The sequence below is a fragment of the Paenibacillus sp. sgz302191 genome, assembly GCF_057749925.1.
In genome coordinates this window covers 307,471-325,158 of sequence record NZ_JBYLHY010000007.1, presented here as the reverse complement: position 1 = coordinate 325,158, position 17,688 = coordinate 307,471, and the positions used below count along the sequence as shown (strand labels likewise).

Here is a 17,688-nt window from a genome sequence, read left to right as displayed (position 1 = left end):
CTTGACCAAAGTAAGGAGGAACCATTAGATGACAACGAAAAATCCCGAATGGCAAATCACGAAACCAAAGAAATCAGTAATAGAGTGGCTGCTTGATGCGGACCCTTCGATCCGTTGGCAGGTGATGCGTGACCTAACCGAAGAGCCCGATGGCATTGTTGCCGCAGAGCGGTCGCGGATTGCTTCGGAAGGTTGGGGTGCCCGGGTTCTCGACCTGCAATCTTCCGAGGGCAACTGGGGTGGTGACGCCGACGCTCGGAACTGGCTTTGCACGAGCTACACTTTGCTGCTTTTAAAGGACATGGGTTTGGATCCGTCGGGTGAGGACGCCCGCAGATCGATCGGCCTCGTGCGTGACCACATCACCTGGCCGCGGCAAATGGGTGGCCGACCCTACTTCGATGGCGAGACCGAACCCTGTGTCAATGGTTGGATTCTTGGAGTGGGGGCCTACTTCGGAGAGGCAAGCGATCGGCTAGTTGATCGACTCCTCGGTGAGCAGCTTGAGGACGGAGGCTGGAATTGCGACGCACCTCAAAGTCGACGTTCCTCGTTCCACAGCACCATCTGTGTCCTGGAAGGACTATTAGAATACGAGAAGGCTAAGGGTGAAACTGCTGTGGTGACCGAAGCCCGTGTCCGGGCACAAGAGTACCTTCTGGAGCGTCGCATGTTGAGGTCCCTATCATCAGGCGAGGTGATCGATCCAAATTGGACACGTTTCTCGTTCCCGACCACGTGGCATTACGACGTGCTGCGAGGTCTGGATTACTTACGCAGTGCCGGTGTCGAACCCGATGAACGGGTCACCGAGGCCGTCGGTCTGGTGGCGAAGAAACAAGACCAAGACGGGAAATGGCCGCTCGAGAACTCTCATCCCGATCGAGTTCACTTCGACATGGAAGGTGTGGACGGCGAGCCTAGCCGCTGGAACACTCTCCGCGCCTTACGAGTACTAGACTGGTATTCAACACGGCACTAGAGAATACGAGACTAGGGTATCCTTGATGAAGTTAGAGGATTATGCTAACGGATACAATAGTGAAATAACTACAACTGGAGCAGGCGCCGCGGCGACCTGCTCCTGATCGTTGAAGTGATGGGAGGTTTGTTGAATAACTTCACGAATTCCCAAGATATAGGATAAGAAATTAAGGAACCATTAAAAAAGTAGGTGGTCATAATTTTAGAGAAGTTGTATGGAAAAAACTTAATGGATTCATTATATTAAATTGTTATTGTTTCTCTTAGGTGAACCGCTGTCCCCGTCTGCCAATTCGACAAGCCTCTGGATGCCTTCTCTCAATAGCTGCTCATTCAGATAGGAATAGCTGAGGCGTATCCATGATTTGTACTCCTTGAGCGGATCGCAAATCGCTCCGGGCACAAAGGTGATTGATTGCTTGATGCATGTACTGAGTAAACGTTCAATCTCCACAGTTTCCGGAAGCTTCACCCATAAGTTGAATCCGCCTGCAGGGGAGTTCCACTGCCAGTCGGTAGTGGATAATTCCTGTTCTACGATATCCTTGCGGACCGCAAGCGCAATGCGAAGCTTCTCCATATGCTGCTGCAGCCGCTCGGAGAAAAAATAATGCAGAAAAATTTTCTGATTCACCAAAGGCGTCCCGCTGTCCGACAACAATTTGGCTTTTATCAGGTAGTTCATGATGGAAGGGCGGCACGCAACGATGGCGATGCCGAGGCCGGGAGCGATATATTTGCTGAAGCTGCGAAGATAAATGACCCATCCTGCCGTATCGTAAGCAAAAAGAGGCAGTGGCGGCTCTTCGCCAAAATAAATGTCGCGGTAAGGATCGTCCTCTAATAGCAGACATTGATACCGCTCGGCAAGCTCAACGAGCCTTTTCCTTTGTTCGGCGGGTACGATATAGCCTGTTGGACTTTGAAAGGTGGGATTTAGATAAAACAGCCGCGGCTTGTAGGCTTGCATCAGCTTCTCTACCTGCTCCAGATCGTAGCCGTACGGGTGGATCTCGACCGGAACGATAGCTGCGCCTTGTCTTCTGAAAATATCAATCGCCGTGCTGTAGGTAGGACGCTCCAACATAACGGCATCTCTCGGCTTGACCAGTGCTCTGGCAACCAAATCCATGGCCTCCTGCGATCCGCAAGTGATCAACAATTCGTCTGCAGACAAGTGAAACCTATGGCAATCGGTAAAGTAACGGCACAACGCATCCCGCAGCTCCTGGTCTCCTTGCGAGGTAAAGTAGGTGCCGAGCATTTTGGGATACAAATCGAACACTTGCTTCACATATTCCGAAAAATAAAGATTGGGGAGCAGGTTCGGGTCAAGCAGCGATCTCGACAGTACATATTCGGCCTGCACCTGATGGATTTCAGAAAGATGGCTTTCATGTACGTAAGCGGAAATGATCGGATTATTCAGCGAATCTACAGGAAGACTGCTGTCCGGTCTCACATAATAGCCGGATTTGTCCTTTGCTTCGACGATCCGATTCTCCTTCAGCAGCTGATAAGCTTTAAAGACCGTCAGTCGATGCACATTGAATTCCATCGCCAGCGAGCGGATGGAGGGAAGCTTTTCATGCGGCTTCCATTCTCCGCGACGGATCCGATCCAGAATATAGTCATAGATTTGTTCAAACAGTTTGCCTGCATATCCGCTTGAAAGAACTGTTTTTTTCATATGTTTTGCCCCCAAGCCCATTAACCCGAAATACGCACTTGCGCGTGTGTCTCAATTATACAGGAAATTCCCGCCTTCTGTTCTGGTCCACTCGATCTGTTCTATTCACCTTCGTTTATGATGGAAAATAAGGAGGCTGATCAATTCTGCCGGAAAATCCACATAGCTCATGAAAGAAGGTTTTAGGAATGAACAGAAACACTTTACTAACGGGTATCGCCTATTGTTTGATTCCTGTGTTGGCGTGGGGAGGCATGTTTCCCGTCATGCAAGTTGCTTTGAAGGTTCTCGATCCGTTCTATTTCACAACGATTCGCTACATATGTGCTGGCCTCATTCTTCTGGGAATGCTGATCGTTTTCGAAGGGAAGAACGTTCTCCGATTGGAGGGGAAATCGTGGAAGTTATTGTTTTTTGGCGCTGCAGGGTTTTCGGGCTTCGGTTTTCTTACCTTTGTCGGACAACAGCTCAGCGGACCGTCAGGCGCAATCATTGCCTCCGTTATCATGGCGTTAATGCCACTAGTGACGACGTGCGTAAATTGGGCTATGAATAAAAGTAAACCCAAGCTGTCTACTTTTATTTCAATTTTCATTGCGCTTTCAGGCGCACTGCTAGTCATAACAAATGGAGATCCCTCCCTAATCGTTCAAACCAAAGAGCATATTGGCGCCAGTCTGTTGATTATGCTCGGTGCTCTATGCTGGGTCATTTATACGATGGGTGGCAGTCAATTTGCAGGCTGGTCGCCGCTTCGCTACACCGCTTTGACAACGTGCTTCGGATCCTTGATGAATATTGTAATCGTGCTGTCGGCAACGGTTTTCGGAGCCTTGACGATGCCAAGCGTGGAGAGGATCGGAAGCGCAGGGTCGGAACTGCTGTATATGATCTTGATCGCAGGCGTACTTGCCGTGTTCACGTGGAACGTCGGCAATAAAATTTTGAAGCCGGAGAACGGCATGCTATTTATGAACATCGTCCCTGTTACGACAGTCACGATCAGTGCCCTCCAGGGCGTTGAAGTCGGAAGGTTGCAGTTTGCAGGGACCCTCATCGTAATCATCGCGCTGGTGATGAATAATTTGATTCAGAGACAAAGGAAAAAAGCAGGTGAATATGCAAAATGACCATTCTTGAGCATTATCGGAAAGTACTGAACGGAGAATTGGAGCAGTCTCCCGTTGAGCGCCTTATGGGACTGAAGCTAATTAGCGTAGAAGATGGCGAGGCTGCGTATGAAATGCAGGCTTCGGAACAACACGCGAATCCGCAAGGCACATGCAACGGCGGCATCATCGGCATTCTCGCTGACATGGCCATGGGCATTGCCTACGGCTCTACCTTGCAAAAAGACGAAACCTTCACCACGATCGAGATGAAAGTAAACTTTTTTAGACCTGTGTGGAACGCCAAAATAAAAGCCCATGCTGCGCTGTATAAGCGGGGACAAACCATCGGGTTCATCCAATGCAATATTACTGACGAGAACGGTAAACTCATCGCTCATGCCTCAAGCACTTGTATGACATTAAGGGGCGATAAGGCGCAAGGCAGGTAGGCCCGCAGGACATGCCCATGAAACGAGCGGCGATGGCTGCTTATGAAATTAGATTATTTTTGAATATATAAAAAGGTCCAGCATGAAGGGAGAGATATTTTGGAGAAATGTAAAGGAATTGCAATTGTTGAAATGATATTTGATAATAAAGATGACTACGAACGCAAAGATTATCCTTTCTTGGTCATAGGGAAACTTATACCGAAATTTTCTTATACTATTCCGGAGGAAAATGTTTGGGGCATATAAGATTAAGAACAAGCGAAGAATCTTATTTTGCTTCTATCGACAGACTTATTGTATTAGAAAATAGCAGAGGAAAAGGAATAGGAACCGCCTTGCTAAACAAGGCAAAGGAATGGGCACAATTACGACGCGGCTGCCAGCATAATTAGGCGGCCGCGTTGTGCTAACGAGCAGTTTAGCTTGAAAGAAGATACGAGGATTATGCTAATATTACATTAATATGGTATTGGTTGTGAGAAGAGGAGACGAAATTGATGGAGACCATTAGTGATAGGCTAAAAGAAATACAGCAACACATTGACGAAATGAATATCGGTGATTTTTATGTAATTAGTACCGACCATGCAGGGAATGTTGTTCTGGCAGGCAGCTTTGATTTTAGCTATTATCACAATATCGAGATTAACTTCCACGAAGTTTCGTTTATCTCTTGTCCGCTTAATCTGTTTATGATTGATACAATTCGTTTAGCAACCGTGGAAGAATCCAAACAACTTGGCGATTGGTCATACGGGTATCACGAAGGGATTGTCATATGTCTTGAGGATAAGGTCTATAAGCACAAGTTTTTTCTTGTTTCCTCAGATGTTACCTATGTAAAAAGAACGGTCTATTATTATAAGAGGAACGACCTAAAGCAAGATGAGACAATAGCTAATTGGGTTCGATAAAATGGTTAAGGGACGGGCAGTTATCTTCAATAAATCGTGTTAAAATATGGATGTAGATGCGTTCACCAAAGCAAGAATTTATTTGAGGGTGAAGAAGTGAAGATACCCACTTTTTTATATTTTATGGATCAATATCGTGATGTGCTCCAGTTGTCAGATACAGATCTAATTAAGTTATTTGGTGAGTTGGAATCAGACGAAAATAAAAAGAAGCTTCTTAACGAAGTTTTAGTGATTGAGAAGAATCTGAGGATGGAAGATTGGGAAATGGAGAAGTCTGCTTCCTATTTATGTAGTAAATACAGCAAAAGACGCATTAAAAGGATAATTCAATTAATACAGAACGAACTTTGATTTAACAAGACAAATTAATCAAAGATTAATTACTTTTTAAAACCAATGGGAGACACGGTAGCTACCGGCATGAATCGGAAGCCTTGTTATGGGCAGGATCGCTTAATCACTTCGGCGAATCAATTGAATTATTACTAAAGAAGGTATGAGGATAATGTCAGTTACTATGTCGAAATAGATGAAGATGTATATGAACTTTCCAAAGGAATCGAAAATCAATTGTGCGAGAATCGAACATTAGAGTCTGCTGGCGAGAAAGTGTTCCTAAAATGGAACCAATCTTCATTCAAGGTTTTGAATCCAGATATTATGAATTGCGGTAGATGCGCGAATTGTGGTTGTTGGACAACAGACATGGAAAAAAACAATTCAATTTTTGGATTAGACAGCGGAGCGGTTCACAATAATAAATTACTATGTGATGAATGCTTGCCTCCCGACCATAGGTGGGCTTTTTGATTAACCTCATATCCTGAAAACTCTAACGGATACGATAGTGATGGAGCTCCTTTTTTAATTGAAGTAATGGGAGTTTAATGCAATTCACATGTAGTATGGAAATATAGTAACTTCAACTTAGGGGATGATAGCTTGTTACCTGCTCTTTTAGATAAAGAAATATCCTTTAAGAATGAAAACTGTCGTTTAAGAATTACATATTTTCATGGAGACTATTTAATTACAGTTAGTCAATACAACGATGATAATCAGTTGTTGAAAACGAAGCTATTTCTTCACTTTGGGCACCGCAATACAAGATTTAGGGAAGTATTTTACGCATATCGACATGACGGATTCAATGAGGTGGCAGAAATATTCCGAGATCTTGCATTCCGACTTTATGGTGAAGGGAACTGGTCAAATAACGATAGGAAACGTAGAGGATTGACCCCAATTTCCATTAAGCATCTCCATTGTGACTAACGGATACTATAGTACAATCACTGCAGGTTGCCAGCAAGATAGGCAGCCTATTAAGGAGCTTAGAATTTATGAAAAGTCGATTAGAACAAGACATAATATCAACGGCAGAAAGCTTTACAAATAATTTTTCTGATAAAGGACATTTTGATTTTAGTGTGCAAAGTCTACGAAAAATAGACGATATTCTAGAAGAGTTACGTGAGTATAAATTAGATAATGATGAACTGGATTCAGTTTCTTCTATGGCTGGAAGTTACATTTTCGAAGTGGCAAGAAGGAATTATGGCGGCCAGTACTTTTGGGCACAAGATAGAGACCAACCTGTTTTAGTTACTGGCGAGCCGGAATATTCAATCTCAATATTTGCATTCGATAAAGTAAGATGCAGAATTAAGAATGGTAAAGAAGATGAGATATCATATTATTTTGATGGCTATATCGAGGCAATTGAAAAAGGTAAGAAAACAGGATACTGTGCTACAATTGTTTAGAGCTTAGTAGATGAATACTAACGGGTAGCATAGCGTAACAAACGACATTGTTGTGGGCATAAGATATTGTGGGGTTCTTTGGAAGCCAGATCAGGTTACCATAAGGTGGTAATTATGAAGTCAACAAAGATTAAATTAGCACTCCTTAGTTTTTTCATGATTATTTCCATTGCTTATTCTGTGAACATTATAAAATTATTCAAAGATACAAGTCATATTGATTCTAGTCCGGAAGCTTCAATTGAACAATATTTGAGATCCAATACCAATGAATATAAGATTATAAGTGTTAATTTAAAAGAAAGAAATTTTAGAAATCGTATCTATTTGGTTGAATGCGATTGTAATTTTAAAAACGAAGAGGACAGAGGTATCCAAAGATATAATTTCTATTTAATAGATGATTTAGGTTGGATTGTAGATAAACTCGAGATGACAAAAAATTAAAGCAGTTAAGCGGACCTTTTTAAGCGCTTACAACTGATCGATTGCTAAGCTTGTCGGCGAAACAGAATAATTTTTAAAGACATGTTGCGTGCCCAGCGAGCCGAACTGCTCAAAAGTGCGCAGCCGATCGTGAAGCGGCTTGGCTAAACGAAAAACCTGCGAAAGTGCAGGCTTTTTCGGAAAAAGCGGTCCGTTTTTGAGAAAAGCCTGCAAATGTGCAGGAATTTTCGACTCAAACGGGCCTAGGCTCATCTGGACACCAAAAAGCCTGCGCAATTGCAGGAATTTTACTTTGCAAGTGCCTTACAGAGCAAAAAGATGTATTTTTGCAGGCTTTCTCCGCGCAGCCAGGCAATCGTGCTCCTATAACGGGTGATTCTCTCTACGCTGTTAAGCAGGTGTTTGGATGACTCATGCGCCATATTGTCCGAAGTGCGAAAGTTACTATAAGTATTATAAAACTTTTCCCATTTATTGGGGTATATATTGTGTAGCCAGCAATCATTAGGGGGATGCCACAGATTTTAAGCAGATGATCTAATAGCAAGTAACGGAGGTGCAGCAAACGATGCGAAAAAAATTGGCGTTAGCTTTAACAATCAGCTGTTTTCTGTGTACGAGTGGCGAATGGAGGGCGAACGTTGCCTATGCGGAATCTACCGTCCTAGAGCTTCCTCATCCAGGTGAGGATACGATTACTATACTGGAAGATAGCCCCTTATATGATGATCAACGGAAAGAGATAGGACTGCTAGGGCCACAGACGGTGAAAATTCTTAAGACGAGGGAGGTTCGATGGGGGCATGGCGAAGGCTACAGAAGACCCATTTACTTAATCCCCACATGGCTTGGCGATCGGTGGATTGCTCCCAACCGGGCTTTGCTGGGGAATCCGCAGCCGTTGGCGACGAAACTAGATCTCAGCCGGGTCGAACGGCTTTATAACGATCCTTTGCTGTCTGAGCCAACCGGCGGGCAATTGGCGCCTCAAATTGTAATAACGAAAGCGAAATGGGATGAACATTATTTGATCGAAACGAGGTCCGGGGACAAATGGATTCGTCCTACATATCCTTTTTTAGAAGGGGTAAAAGAGGTTCAGGAGGAAGTAGAATTGTTGAATCTCACGCCGCTGATGCGATATCCTTACGGTTTGGAAACAGGCTCCAGTCTATCAGCGCAAACTGTAGAGGTCAAAGAAGTATGGCGCGAGTGGCATCGAATCGATTCCTGGCTAGGGCCTGTCTGGTTTAAGCTGTACGAGGCGGATGCGGTGGATGCGCGCCACAATCTTGAAGTCAACTTTGGTTACAGGCACATAGATGAAAAAGATCCTAAGCTGACACATATGACTGTAGACATAAAGCTTGGACCGAAGTGGCGTGCGGTGAAGGAAGCTATGAGCGTCGATTTCAAAATCAATTTTTATAATGAAAAGGGAGAGCGAGTTGCTGCCTCCAGGACAGGTGGCGCTGAGCTAAACGGTGCTGATTCGAAATCAGTGGATATATTGGTGGATGGCAGCTTGAATCAAGGGTATGTTTACGCAACGATACAGATCACCAGAATGTCCGATAAAAAAGACCCTGAACTTGATGCTTCTACGGTGATGGACATCGCCGATCCTGCGCAGCCGAAATTACGGATTGGAAATGTAAGTGTGAGACAGGACGGAGAATTCAGCATCGTCAATGGGCAGTATGAGCTTGATGCGAAGGGAGCGAATCAAGTGAAAGGACGAATCACCTTCACGGATCAGAAGGGTCAATTGATGGGGACGGTGCCGCTTGAACTGATTACCGATGCTGCTAATCCCGGTAAAGGGACGCCTTTTACATTCGAATGTGTCATCTCCGGAAGTTTGAAACACTACGCAAACGTTAAGCTCGAAGTCGATTCGATTGCTTCGCTGAAATAATAATTTGGATACCGATGTCATTGTGCATGCAATTAGGAGGGGATAATTTGGATAAAAGAAAGCTAACGTTGTTTATCCTTATTATTTGTATTGTTATGCTAAATGTGTTTGCAAGCTTCCGATGGAATTACAACAACTATGAAGGTGACATGAAATATAAAACAGATCGTTGGACTAATAAAGTTTGGGTTGAATTTTATCCGCCTCTTGCTATAACAAATGGGATAGAAGTTCCACTAATAAATACTACAAAGTTTGATTCATACATTCAATTAGAAGCACATGTAAAGAAAAATGCCGTTTCCGGTTATTTGGTGAGTGAATGGCTCGAGAGAATGAAATTAACTTACTTGTATTATGGGATCAACTCATTTCTAATATTTAATATACTGCTCTAACACTTCTGTCCTGTCCAAATATTTAGAAAGTTAACCCAACCAAAATATTTCCTTTTGTCGTATAAGTCTTGAGATACGATCATGAGCATGAAATTGGGAACGGTATAATCGGAACGCCTGCAGATTCTTTCTTTGCTCCAATGCCGATAAGGAAAGGGCGCGTACATTTCGAGTATTTAATCTTACTGGCGGCACAAAGGCTTCCTTAAATGACGGCCATTTCGGAAAGTGGATCAAGTAGCTAAGGATAAGAGGTTTCATTCTCGTACGCCGGAGTGCGTCCATTAGGAAAATTCTGGCTGCCCGATGGTCTGGATGTGTATCATCTGCTCGATTTACAATGATCGTTTTAGGTTTTACTTTTTTAAGAATTCCCGTAAATAAAGAAATAGCTGTTTTTCTTGTATAAGGTGCATTTCTATGAAAGGAAAATGAATATCTGGCACGGTCCCATAACGTAACAGGAGAGCGAAACACTTGGTTTTCATTTGTACTTTTAGCTATAGGGAGTGAATGAGCATCTGGAAACCCGAAAAAGTATAACCTATTTGATGGAACGCCTAAAAATGCTTCCGCTCTAAGAGCTTCCAAATGCCGAATGCGCCCAAGTCTGCGAAAAGAGGCCGGAATAGGTGGTGCATGAAGGAAATTTCGGATGGAATCTGTGTTTGCATCGCCATTGGTTAAATAAACAATGTGGACTGGTTTGCCGGATCGGATGGCTTTTTGAATGACTCCTCCGGAGGATAGAACATCATCATCGGGATGTGGTGCAACAATCAAAATGGGACCCCGCAAATCCTTAAACGTAATAGGCGTCATAGGCTACGAATCGTCTCCTTCATCAAAGTAGTGGACGTACTCAGCTATTCATGATAATCGTATTCGTCAATCGTCTTTGTGTGTAACATTTAACCAAAATAAATATGAATCATCATTTGTCCGGTCATATCGGTTTCCGAAAGCATAAGCTATGCAAGCAGAACTGAAAATCGCGGAAGGGGGCGTTTGAAGAAGTGAAGGTCTTGATGTTAATTGATCGCCTTAAAACCGGTGGGACCGAGACACATGTATTGTCCTTATCTAAATTTTTGCTTATTAAAGGTAATCGGGTCGGGATTGCAACAAAAGGAGGCCCGCTAACCTCTGCTGCACGAAAAATGGGGATATTCGTGCATATACTAACCATGCAAAAAGAAAAGTTGATGAACCAGATACAAGGCTTATACAAGATTGTTAACCGAAACAAGTACGGCATTATTCATGCTAATACTAGGCTTAGATTGGCCAATCGTTTTCAACGCGCGCATCCTGGCATTCCCCTTATAGTTACAGTGCATAGTACCTATGAACCAAAGAACGATCTAAGAGCTTCAGTCGTTTCCTCCAAAAAAATTGTTTCGGTTTCACCGGGGCTGTCACAATGGTTACGGAGGAGTGGAATCCCTGCGTATAAAATTCAACTTATTCCGAACGGAATCAATACTAAGCAGTTTCAGGCCAATCAGCCTAAAAAAAGATGGAGAAAAGCCCTCGGCTTGCCACAAGATGCTCAGCTTTTAGTCTATGCCGCAAGGTTCGAAAGGGATAAATATCCGATAGCCCAAAAAGTCATCTTGGCTGCTGAAAAGGTTGCGCGAAGCAACAAAAAATTTGCGGTAGTGTTATATGGTCCAGGTCCTTTTCGACGACAGCTTTCACAGTTGGCCCAGAAAGTGAACCAACGTCTTGGACGAAGAGTTATTCTTGTTAAGGGACCACTGACTTCGATTCAAAATGCTTATTATGCAGCAGATATCGTCGTAGGAACTGGTCGTGTCGCGCTTGAAGCAATGGCATGCGCCAGACCGGTTATCGCAGCTGGAGTGTCTGGATATTGCGGGATCGTTGGACCCAATTCCATTGCTAGGATGAAAAGTTATAATTTTGGTGACCATGGTTCCATGATATCTCTCCATGCAAACAGACTTGTGAAAGATATAAATTTCCTCCTGAAATACCCACAACGGATACGGATGTTAGGTGAATTCAGTTCGAAAATGGTAAGGAGGGATTTCTCGATAAGTAAAGTAGGGGGACAGTATATTGTACTTTACCGAAAATTTATAAAAACGGCATAAGGATGATCGCAGCAGACCGGAGGCATGTTACACAAGAATGGAGCAGCAGGCCGCGGCAGCTGCTCATGTCGAAATCCTGAAGAGGGGATTAGTTTCACTATCTGAAAGCAGCCATGCAGTACGTAAAGAAGATCGCCCTTCTCTTGGTTATGAGGCAAGACGAGACGATCAAGCTTGGTTCAATATGTGGTTGTCGAACAAGGCATCAATGCAGCCATTTTGACGCCCAACCGTAGATATCCGAAATAATCGGCCCCACATCTTTTCCCTTTTCCGTTAATTGGTATTCTACTCTTGGCGGAACTTCGGGATAAATCGTTCGGGTGACCATGCCAGCGGCTTCGAGTTCTTTTAACCGCTCCGAGAGAAGACGGCCGCTGACATCTGTATCTTCTTCAAGTTGGCAGAAACGTTTCGGTCCGGAAAGCAACTGAAGCAAAATGGTTATCGCCCATTTTTTACCTAATATATCCATTGCTTGGGTGACGATGCATGTTCTCGGTTTTTGCATAACGGATCATCCCTCTAATCTGATTAAGTTTATTATTAGTATAACACAAAAGTTACTTGAAATAACTAAATTACTGTTATATAGTTATGTTACATAAAGTAAGTATTGGGAATGGGAAGATTAATCAAGTTTATTTTTTTAAGTCAATACTTACTTTTAGTAATATATTTATTAGTAATAACTAATGGAGGAGAGGACAGATTTTCGGCAGACCCTCACCTATTGGGGGGATATGTCTGAGTATAACGAAAAATATTTGAAGACGAAGATTAGCCGTGCCGGTCACTTAAATGAAGGCGAAAGTGCATAGCGACATGGATTTGGCAGCTTTAGCTATGTTAGTTTATTATCGATACAAAGGGGAATGAACAAATATGAGACCTGATTATCAACCGTTATTCGAGGATTTGACTCTGAGAAGTGGTGTCAAGCTAAAAAATCGTCTGGCGATGGCGCCGATGACGACGATGTCCGCCAATCCGGACGACAGCGTCTCGGATGCGGAAATCCGTTATTATGCCCGAAGGTCTGGGGGAGTCGGCATGGTCATCACCGCATGCGCTTATGTCTCTTCGAGCGGCAAGGGGTTCCCCGGTGAGATTTCCGTGCATGACGATACATTCATTCCAGGCTTGAAACGCCTTGCGGCGGCAATTAAGGAAAAAGGTGCAAAAGCTGTACTGCAAATTTTTCACGGCGGCCGGATGTGTCCGGCGGAATTCGTGCCGGACGGCGATGTCGTGGGCGCAAGCGAGGTTCCTCCTGCAGAAGGCTTGGGTCTCGGGACGATGAAAACGCCGCGGCCGCTTTCGAATGAAGAGATCGAAGGGATTATCCGCGATTTCGGCGAGGCGACGAGAAGAGCCGTCGAGGCCGGCTTCGACGGGATCGAAATTCACGGAGCCAACGGCTATTTGCTCCAACAATTTTTCTCGCCGTATACGAACCGCCGCGAAGACCGCTGGGGAGGGAGCGTGGAGAATCGGTTGCGTTTCCCGATGGCGATTGTGGACGAGGTCCTGCAAGCGGTACGGGCGCATGCCAAAGAGCCGTTCCTTGTCGGATACCGCTTTTCTCCGGAAGAACCGGAAACGCCGGGCATTACGATGGCGGAAACGTTCGTATTAATCGATGCGCTGGCGGATAAAGGCCTGGATTACCTTCACGTTTCCCTGAACGATTTCTGGTCGGCTCCGAGACGCGGGACGGAGGATACCCGTTCGCGAATGGAAATTATACAGGAACGAGTTGGTGATAAAGTCCCTGTCATGGGTGTCGGCGCCATCCGAACCCCCGAAGAAGCCGCGAAGGCGTTGCAAACAGGTGTATCGCTTGTTGCGATTGGCCGCGAGCTTGTCGTAGATCCGGACTGGGCGGAAAAAACGATGGAAGGAAGGGAAGCCGAAATCGCCACGACGATGACGAAAGGCGATCAACAAAAGCTGGTCGTTCCCGCACCGTTGTGGCAAATGATCCTGCATGTTCCCGGCTGGTTTCCCCTCGCTGAATAAACCCGTTTCACGAGCATCACAAAAAGCAGGCCAAAACTGGAACAATACAGTCTTGGCCTGCTTTTTTTAGTCATTCAATTATCGTACCCGCTAGCTCTTCAAGATTTTTTCGTAAGCGTAGTTACTCAATTGTGTTTTTCGTGGCTTTGTACATCTTTTCTGTGTATTCGTCGACTTCATCCCGTGACATGCGTAAGCGATCCGCAGAAGTACCATAGCCGATTTCCTTTTTACTACCCTTTTCCAGTTCTTTGAAAATTCCATCTGCGAAGGCATCTAACGGTTCTCCTTGCGTATGCAACCCGGCTCCACCTAAGTCTGTATTCACCGCCGGAGGAGCAACTTCGATTACTTCTACAGGCGTATCGGAAAGTTGGTGTCTTAGACTCATTGTAAATGAATGAAGCGCCGCTTTTGTTGCTGAATAAATCGGAGCGATCGCAAACGGTGTAAAAGCTAACCCGGATGTCACGTTAATGATAGCCGCCTCTTCTTTTGTTGCAAAAAATGGAGCGAATAGCATAGCGAGATGGAAAGGTGCTTCCATGTTGGTTGTGATTTCTTTGCTGAAATAACTCCAATTGTTCTTCGCATCCGCTTTTAACACATTAAAGCGTTGTTGGATCCCTGCATTGTTAACTAGCACGTTCACTTCCGGATAGTTCGCTGTTACCCAATCAAATAATGCTGTACGCTCGGATTCCATATCCAAATCACTTACACGAGTAATAAGGCTAGGGAATTTTTCTTTCGCATTTTGAAGTACATTTTCGCGTCGTCCGCAAATAATTACTTTATTTCCAGCTTTTATAAAACGCTCTGCAAAAGCTAATCCTATTCCGGCACTTCCGCCTGTAATAAGTATTGTATTTCCTGAAAGTTTCATTACAATTCCTCTTTTCCATTATTTTGCCATTCCATCATTCTTCTTTTCTTTCCTGAATGCGTTTTGTATAACGTGTAATTTTTACGTCAATTCCTTTTAAGGATTCTGTCATCGTCGAAATTTCAGCTAGCACAGCTTGTTTGTGATTTTTCATCATTTCAAGTCGGAGTTCAATGGTGCTATCTCCTTCTACTACCCAATCAACGTATTGTTTGATACCACTTATTGGCATATGCGTGTTTTTTAAATAAATAACGATTTTAAGGAGCGTAAGTTGATCTTCTGAAAATAACCGCCTGCCGGCTTCATCACGCTCGATGAGCGGTAACAGTCCTTTTTTTTCATAATAGCGTAACGTTGATTCTGGAATATTGAATTTGGCCGCAGCTTCGCTAATTGAACAATACTTCATTTGGAGGCCTCCAAAATTTATGTTTCATTGCCGACAGGAATATGATACGACTTAAACCATGGTTTAAGTCAACAAAAAAATTTGAATTTCCGGAAGAGTCCCGTCAAGTACTGCGTTTAGCGGGCTGCATTGGCAATTCTTTTGATATCCGGCTGTTGTCGATGTTAAACGGCACTGCAGCGTGCCAAAGAATTAAGGCACCTGTGTGAGCGAAGTCCCACATTTTTTGCCTTTCTCCCCCGAATGGGGGATTTTTTTATTGTTGAAATAGTTTTAAAGTTAGACATGAACGACAAAAGTTGACAAAAAGGAGCGGAAATTTCGATATTTATCGTCAACTGTAAGAAGGCCTATATGACTAAGAGGAGTGAAAGAAGCACTATGCGTATAACAAGTATCATGAAGCATTTAAACAGAGCGGCCAGGGTCAATACGGTGCTGCTGAAAAAGGTTTCCATTCATTTATTGCTGGGATTGATGGTATTAGCTTCGTTTTCTTCACCTGCATCTGCCCAGCCGAATCCTGATCTTACCCCGCCTGCTTATATCGGTTCTACTTCTAATAACGGAAATAATGTATATTTGAACTTTAATGAAGCTATTTCAATTAATAATACAGATGCTTTGACTGATAGCACTGTGACTGATGCTGTTTATTTGAAAAAGAACATGAGTATAGCGATTGACGGAGTAAACTTTGTACCGCTATCGGAACTGATTGTTGTATCACCTCCGGGTACGGGCCCTGCCGGTCAAACTCAAATTTACTTGGTTGCCCAAAATGAAGTGAAAGTCATACTAGGTACGAAAACGCTGATTAAAATCGCCGGCGGCACGCTGAAGGATGCGGCAGGAAACCTTAATGATGTGTTGACTCTGCATGTCACCCCTCCGGTCATCCAAACCGCAGTAATTAGCAGCGACTATCACGAAGTGACGATTGGCTTTCATGAAGATGTTATTGATAATACCAATTCCGGGGGAATCTCTAACTTAAAGAATTACATTCGCTTGTTGAAAGATGGCGCCAATACGAATACTGAGACAGAATTGACCACAGACGATAAGGTGTCCATTGTTTCCGGAAAGCTGGTCATCGATTTTGCAACGGCCCTCTCAGGAGCGACTAACCAAATTAAAATAATTGGCGGCGCTCTTAAGGACACTGACGGAAATGTTCTTAATGACAATGCGGTAACCCCTATGCTTCAAGGAGGCGCAATAACCGAAGATACGATGGCGCTTAAATTGTTAAGCAGCTATTTAACCAATAGTTATCAAGATTTAACTCTGGTTTTTAATAAAGATGTGCAGAATGCCCGAAGCGATGCTGCGAGTTTTATAGCAGGAATACAGTATTTTGGCAATGTTACCTACTGGCAGTGGAGAAGCATTCCTTCAGATGCAACTGTGACATTCTCGGGTAAAACGGCAACCATTCATTTTGCAGCGCCATTGATAACTGGTTATCAATATATGTTTCAATTTAATGCGAATTCTTTTAAAGATGCATCCGGGAACATTCTCAAGAATAATGTTAACGCGGGTTACTTTTACCCTGGTCAAGCGTTAATATTCGAAAATGGGAGCATTTCGTATGATGGCCGTTGGTTGAGGATGGGCATGAACTGGCAGGTTGGCGGTTTAGTGGATCGAACCATTGTTAATGGGGTATCGCACTTAAAAGATCAAATTACGATTGACGGCTCCCCTTTGGACGCGCAGGATGTTGTGACTATCCAAGGGACTGGCATCGGCATTTTCTTTCATGACGCGAAAAAGAGCGGCACCGTTCAGGTAAAAGTTGCCGCGAACGCATTAAGCGATTTGGGCGATAATGCACGGAACGCAGCGATTGACCAAGTGATTGCTTATAACACGCCTGGTATTACAGGATATTTCTTAAGCGATATAGCAAGTGAATTTTTGTTCAATGATAACGCTGAATGGAGAAGCAATGTTAGAGACATAATTATTTCCAACAGCGGAGCTGCCAGACCACTTCAAAGTTCAGAATATATTCTGGCTGCAGGCAGGCTTACGATTAACAAAGGTGTTTTTCAAGAAGGAGGTAATTACCAAATTCTGATCAATGCGGATGGCTATAGCACTAAATATTTTAGTGGCCGAGCCAGTAAATCGTCTGAACTATTTTATATGACTGCGCCGGCGGTAACTACGGACAACGGAATTACGGCCAAGGTAAATATATTGAATAATGTGGGTACTAATTCTACTACAGGAACGCAATCGGTTGTTTTCGAATTAATGAACGGAACGACGCCGGTTAGTATTGTAGCTTCTAATTTACAGGTTAATACAGGAATGTATTCAGCCAATTTCAATGTAACAGACGCTGCAACGAATCCTAATTATACCGTCCGGGCATTCGTGGTGAATAAATTTAATAATGACCCGACGAATGTTGGCTTGAATTTGGCTACAGAAGTGACGCGAACCGAATATGATCTAAAACTGATTGACTATATCAATGACAATGACTAGGGGCGAGAAAATGAAGCTTCGAACATTTAGTTTGCTTTTAATACTCAGTCTTTGCTTGG

Annotated in this window: 18 protein-coding genes; 13 read left to right on the top strand and 5 right to left on the bottom strand. The window is 43.8% G+C overall.

What is annotated here, in order from left to right; translation table 11 throughout:
- The first annotated feature begins 28 nt into the window (after positions 1–28).
- Positions 29–982 carry a prenyltransferase/squalene oxidase repeat-containing protein gene (locus AC3G2T_RS13225; RefSeq protein ID WP_488435747.1) on the top strand — a complete coding sequence of 318 codons (954 nt, stop codon included), beginning with the start codon at positions 29–31 and terminating at the stop codon, positions 980–982.
- A gap of 240 nt (positions 983–1,222) precedes the next feature.
- Here the strand turns inward: AC3G2T_RS13225 and AC3G2T_RS13220 are convergent, their stop codons facing one another.
- A complete protein-coding gene (locus tag AC3G2T_RS13220) occupies positions 1,223–2,674 on the bottom strand; it encodes an aminotransferase-like domain-containing protein (RefSeq protein WP_488435746.1) in 1,452 nt (483 codons plus the stop codon).
- 188 nt (positions 2,675–2,862) lie between these two features.
- On the opposite strand from AC3G2T_RS13220, the gene AC3G2T_RS13215 reads away from it, so the two are divergent.
- The 8 genes from AC3G2T_RS13215 to AC3G2T_RS13180 all read left to right on the top strand — a co-directional run bounded on the left by AC3G2T_RS13215 (position 2,863) and on the right by AC3G2T_RS13180 (position 9,684).
- The gene (locus AC3G2T_RS13215) at positions 2,863–3,804 is read left to right on the top strand and encodes a DMT family transporter (RefSeq protein WP_488435745.1); all 942 of its coding nucleotides are present in this window, start codon (positions 2,863–2,865) and stop codon (positions 3,802–3,804) included.
- Positions 3,801–4,235, top strand: a complete 435-nt coding sequence (locus AC3G2T_RS13210; protein WP_474682828.1) for a PaaI family thioesterase — start codon at positions 3,801–3,803, stop codon at positions 4,233–4,235. The genes AC3G2T_RS13215 and AC3G2T_RS13210 overlap by 4 nt, the downstream gene beginning before the upstream one ends.
- 236 nt (positions 4,236–4,471) lie before the next feature.
- Positions 4,472–4,630, top strand: coding sequence for a GNAT family N-acetyltransferase (locus AC3G2T_RS13205; protein WP_488435744.1), 159 nt, complete (start codon positions 4,472–4,474; stop codon positions 4,628–4,630).
- 105 nt (positions 4,631–4,735) lie between these two features.
- Positions 4,736–5,152, top strand: coding sequence for a hypothetical protein (locus AC3G2T_RS13200; RefSeq protein WP_474682831.1), 417 nt, complete (start codon positions 4,736–4,738; stop codon positions 5,150–5,152).
- Positions 5,153–6,498: 1,346 nt separating this feature from the next.
- A complete protein-coding gene (locus tag AC3G2T_RS13195) occupies positions 6,499–6,921 on the top strand; it encodes a hypothetical protein (protein ID WP_474682833.1) in 423 nt (140 codons plus the stop codon).
- Positions 6,922–7,035: 114 nt separating this feature from the next.
- A complete protein-coding gene (locus tag AC3G2T_RS13190; RefSeq protein ID WP_474682834.1) occupies positions 7,036–7,368 on the top strand; it encodes a hypothetical protein in 333 nt (110 codons plus the stop codon).
- A gap of 568 nt (positions 7,369–7,936) precedes the next feature.
- A complete protein-coding gene (locus AC3G2T_RS13185) occupies positions 7,937–9,286 on the top strand; it encodes a hypothetical protein (protein ID WP_488435743.1) in 1,350 nt (449 codons plus the stop codon).
- A gap of 47 nt (positions 9,287–9,333) precedes the next feature.
- The gene (locus tag AC3G2T_RS13180) at positions 9,334–9,684 is read left to right on the top strand and encodes a hypothetical protein (protein WP_488435742.1); all 351 of its coding nucleotides are present in this window, start codon (positions 9,334–9,336) and stop codon (positions 9,682–9,684) included.
- A 30-nt stretch (positions 9,685–9,714) separates the two neighbouring features.
- Here the strand turns inward: AC3G2T_RS13180 and AC3G2T_RS13175 are convergent, their stop codons facing one another.
- Positions 9,715–10,506, bottom strand: coding sequence for a PIG-L deacetylase family protein (locus AC3G2T_RS13175; RefSeq protein ID WP_488435741.1), 792 nt, complete (start codon positions 10,504–10,506; stop codon positions 9,715–9,717).
- Between the two features lie 194 nt (positions 10,507–10,700).
- Here AC3G2T_RS13175 and AC3G2T_RS13170 point away from each other — a divergent pair, with 194 nt between their 5' ends.
- Together AC3G2T_RS13170 and AC3G2T_RS13165 are read left to right on the top strand one after the other, a co-directional pair.
- Complete coding sequence (locus AC3G2T_RS13170; RefSeq protein WP_488435740.1) at positions 10,701–11,804, top strand: glycosyltransferase; 1,104 nt, start codon at positions 10,701–10,703, stop codon at positions 11,802–11,804.
- 37 nt (positions 11,805–11,841) lie between these two features.
- Complete coding sequence (locus AC3G2T_RS13165; RefSeq protein WP_488435739.1) at positions 11,842–12,027, top strand: hypothetical protein; 186 nt, start codon at positions 11,842–11,844, stop codon at positions 12,025–12,027.
- On the opposite strand, the gene AC3G2T_RS13160 is transcribed toward AC3G2T_RS13165, so the two are convergent.
- Positions 12,010–12,315, bottom strand: a complete 306-nt coding sequence (locus AC3G2T_RS13160; protein ID WP_474682839.1) for a winged helix-turn-helix transcriptional regulator — start codon at positions 12,313–12,315, stop codon at positions 12,010–12,012. The two genes, AC3G2T_RS13165 and AC3G2T_RS13160, sit on opposite strands and share 18 nt — an antisense overlap.
- 374 nt (positions 12,316–12,689) lie before the next feature.
- Between AC3G2T_RS13160 and AC3G2T_RS13155 the strand changes: the two genes are divergently transcribed.
- On the top strand, positions 12,690–13,826 hold the full coding sequence (locus AC3G2T_RS13155) for an NADH-dependent flavin oxidoreductase (RefSeq protein WP_488435738.1): 1,137 nt from the start codon (positions 12,690–12,692) through the stop codon (positions 13,824–13,826).
- A 121-nt stretch (positions 13,827–13,947) separates the two neighbouring features.
- On the opposite strand, the gene AC3G2T_RS13150 is transcribed toward AC3G2T_RS13155, so the two are convergent.
- Both AC3G2T_RS13150 and AC3G2T_RS13145 read right to left on the bottom strand, forming a co-directional pair.
- Positions 13,948–14,712 carry an SDR family oxidoreductase gene (locus AC3G2T_RS13150; protein WP_488435737.1) on the bottom strand — a complete coding sequence of 255 codons (765 nt, stop codon included), beginning with the start codon at positions 14,710–14,712 and terminating at the stop codon, positions 13,948–13,950.
- 34 nt (positions 14,713–14,746) lie between these two features.
- A complete protein-coding gene (locus AC3G2T_RS13145) occupies positions 14,747–15,124 on the bottom strand; it encodes a MerR family transcriptional regulator (RefSeq protein ID WP_488435736.1) in 378 nt (125 codons plus the stop codon).
- A 381-nt stretch (positions 15,125–15,505) separates the two neighbouring features.
- Here AC3G2T_RS13145 and AC3G2T_RS13140 point away from each other — a divergent pair, with 381 nt between their 5' ends.
- A complete protein-coding gene (locus AC3G2T_RS13140) occupies positions 15,506–17,629 on the top strand; it encodes a hemoblobin-interacting domain-containing protein (RefSeq protein ID WP_488435735.1) in 2,124 nt (707 codons plus the stop codon).
- The last annotated feature ends 59 nt before the right edge of the window (positions 17,630–17,688 follow it).

Excerpts from the sequence above, each read along its gene's own strand:
- AC3G2T_RS13185 (WP_488435743.1), top strand. The coding sequence starts at position 7,937 with ATGCGAAAAAAATTGGCGTTAGCTTTAACAATCAGCTGTTTTCTGTGT.
- AC3G2T_RS13210 (WP_474682828.1), top strand. The coding sequence starts at position 3,801 with ATGACCATTCTTGAGCATTATCGGAAAGTACTGAACGGAGAATTGGAG.
- AC3G2T_RS13150 (WP_488435737.1), bottom strand. The coding sequence starts at position 14,712 with ATGAAACTTTCAGGAAATACAATACTTATTACAGGCGGAAGTGCCGGA.
- AC3G2T_RS13165 (WP_488435739.1), top strand. The coding sequence starts at position 11,842 with ATGGAGCAGCAGGCCGCGGCAGCTGCTCATGTCGAAATCCTGAAGAGG.
- AC3G2T_RS13175 (WP_488435741.1), bottom strand. The coding sequence starts at position 10,506 with ATGACGCCTATTACGTTTAAGGATTTGCGGGGTCCCATTTTGATTGTT.
- AC3G2T_RS13200 (WP_474682831.1), top strand. The coding sequence starts at position 4,736 with ATGGAGACCATTAGTGATAGGCTAAAAGAAATACAGCAACACATTGAC.
- AC3G2T_RS13195 (WP_474682833.1), top strand. The coding sequence starts at position 6,499 with ATGAAAAGTCGATTAGAACAAGACATAATATCAACGGCAGAAAGCTTT.
- AC3G2T_RS13160 (WP_474682839.1), bottom strand. The coding sequence starts at position 12,315 with ATGCAAAAACCGAGAACATGCATCGTCACCCAAGCAATGGATATATTA.
- AC3G2T_RS13140 (WP_488435735.1), top strand. The coding sequence starts at position 15,506 with ATGCGTATAACAAGTATCATGAAGCATTTAAACAGAGCGGCCAGGGTC.
- AC3G2T_RS13225 (WP_488435747.1), top strand. The coding sequence starts at position 29 with ATGACAACGAAAAATCCCGAATGGCAAATCACGAAACCAAAGAAATCA.
- AC3G2T_RS13190 (WP_474682834.1), top strand. The coding sequence starts at position 7,036 with ATGAAGTCAACAAAGATTAAATTAGCACTCCTTAGTTTTTTCATGATT.
- AC3G2T_RS13215 (WP_488435745.1), top strand. The coding sequence starts at position 2,863 with ATGAACAGAAACACTTTACTAACGGGTATCGCCTATTGTTTGATTCCT.
- AC3G2T_RS13155 (WP_488435738.1), top strand. The coding sequence starts at position 12,690 with ATGAGACCTGATTATCAACCGTTATTCGAGGATTTGACTCTGAGAAGT.
- AC3G2T_RS13220 (WP_488435746.1), bottom strand. The coding sequence starts at position 2,674 with ATGAAAAAAACAGTTCTTTCAAGCGGATATGCAGGCAAACTGTTTGAA.
- AC3G2T_RS13145 (WP_488435736.1), bottom strand. The coding sequence starts at position 15,124 with ATGAAGTATTGTTCAATTAGCGAAGCTGCGGCCAAATTCAATATTCCA.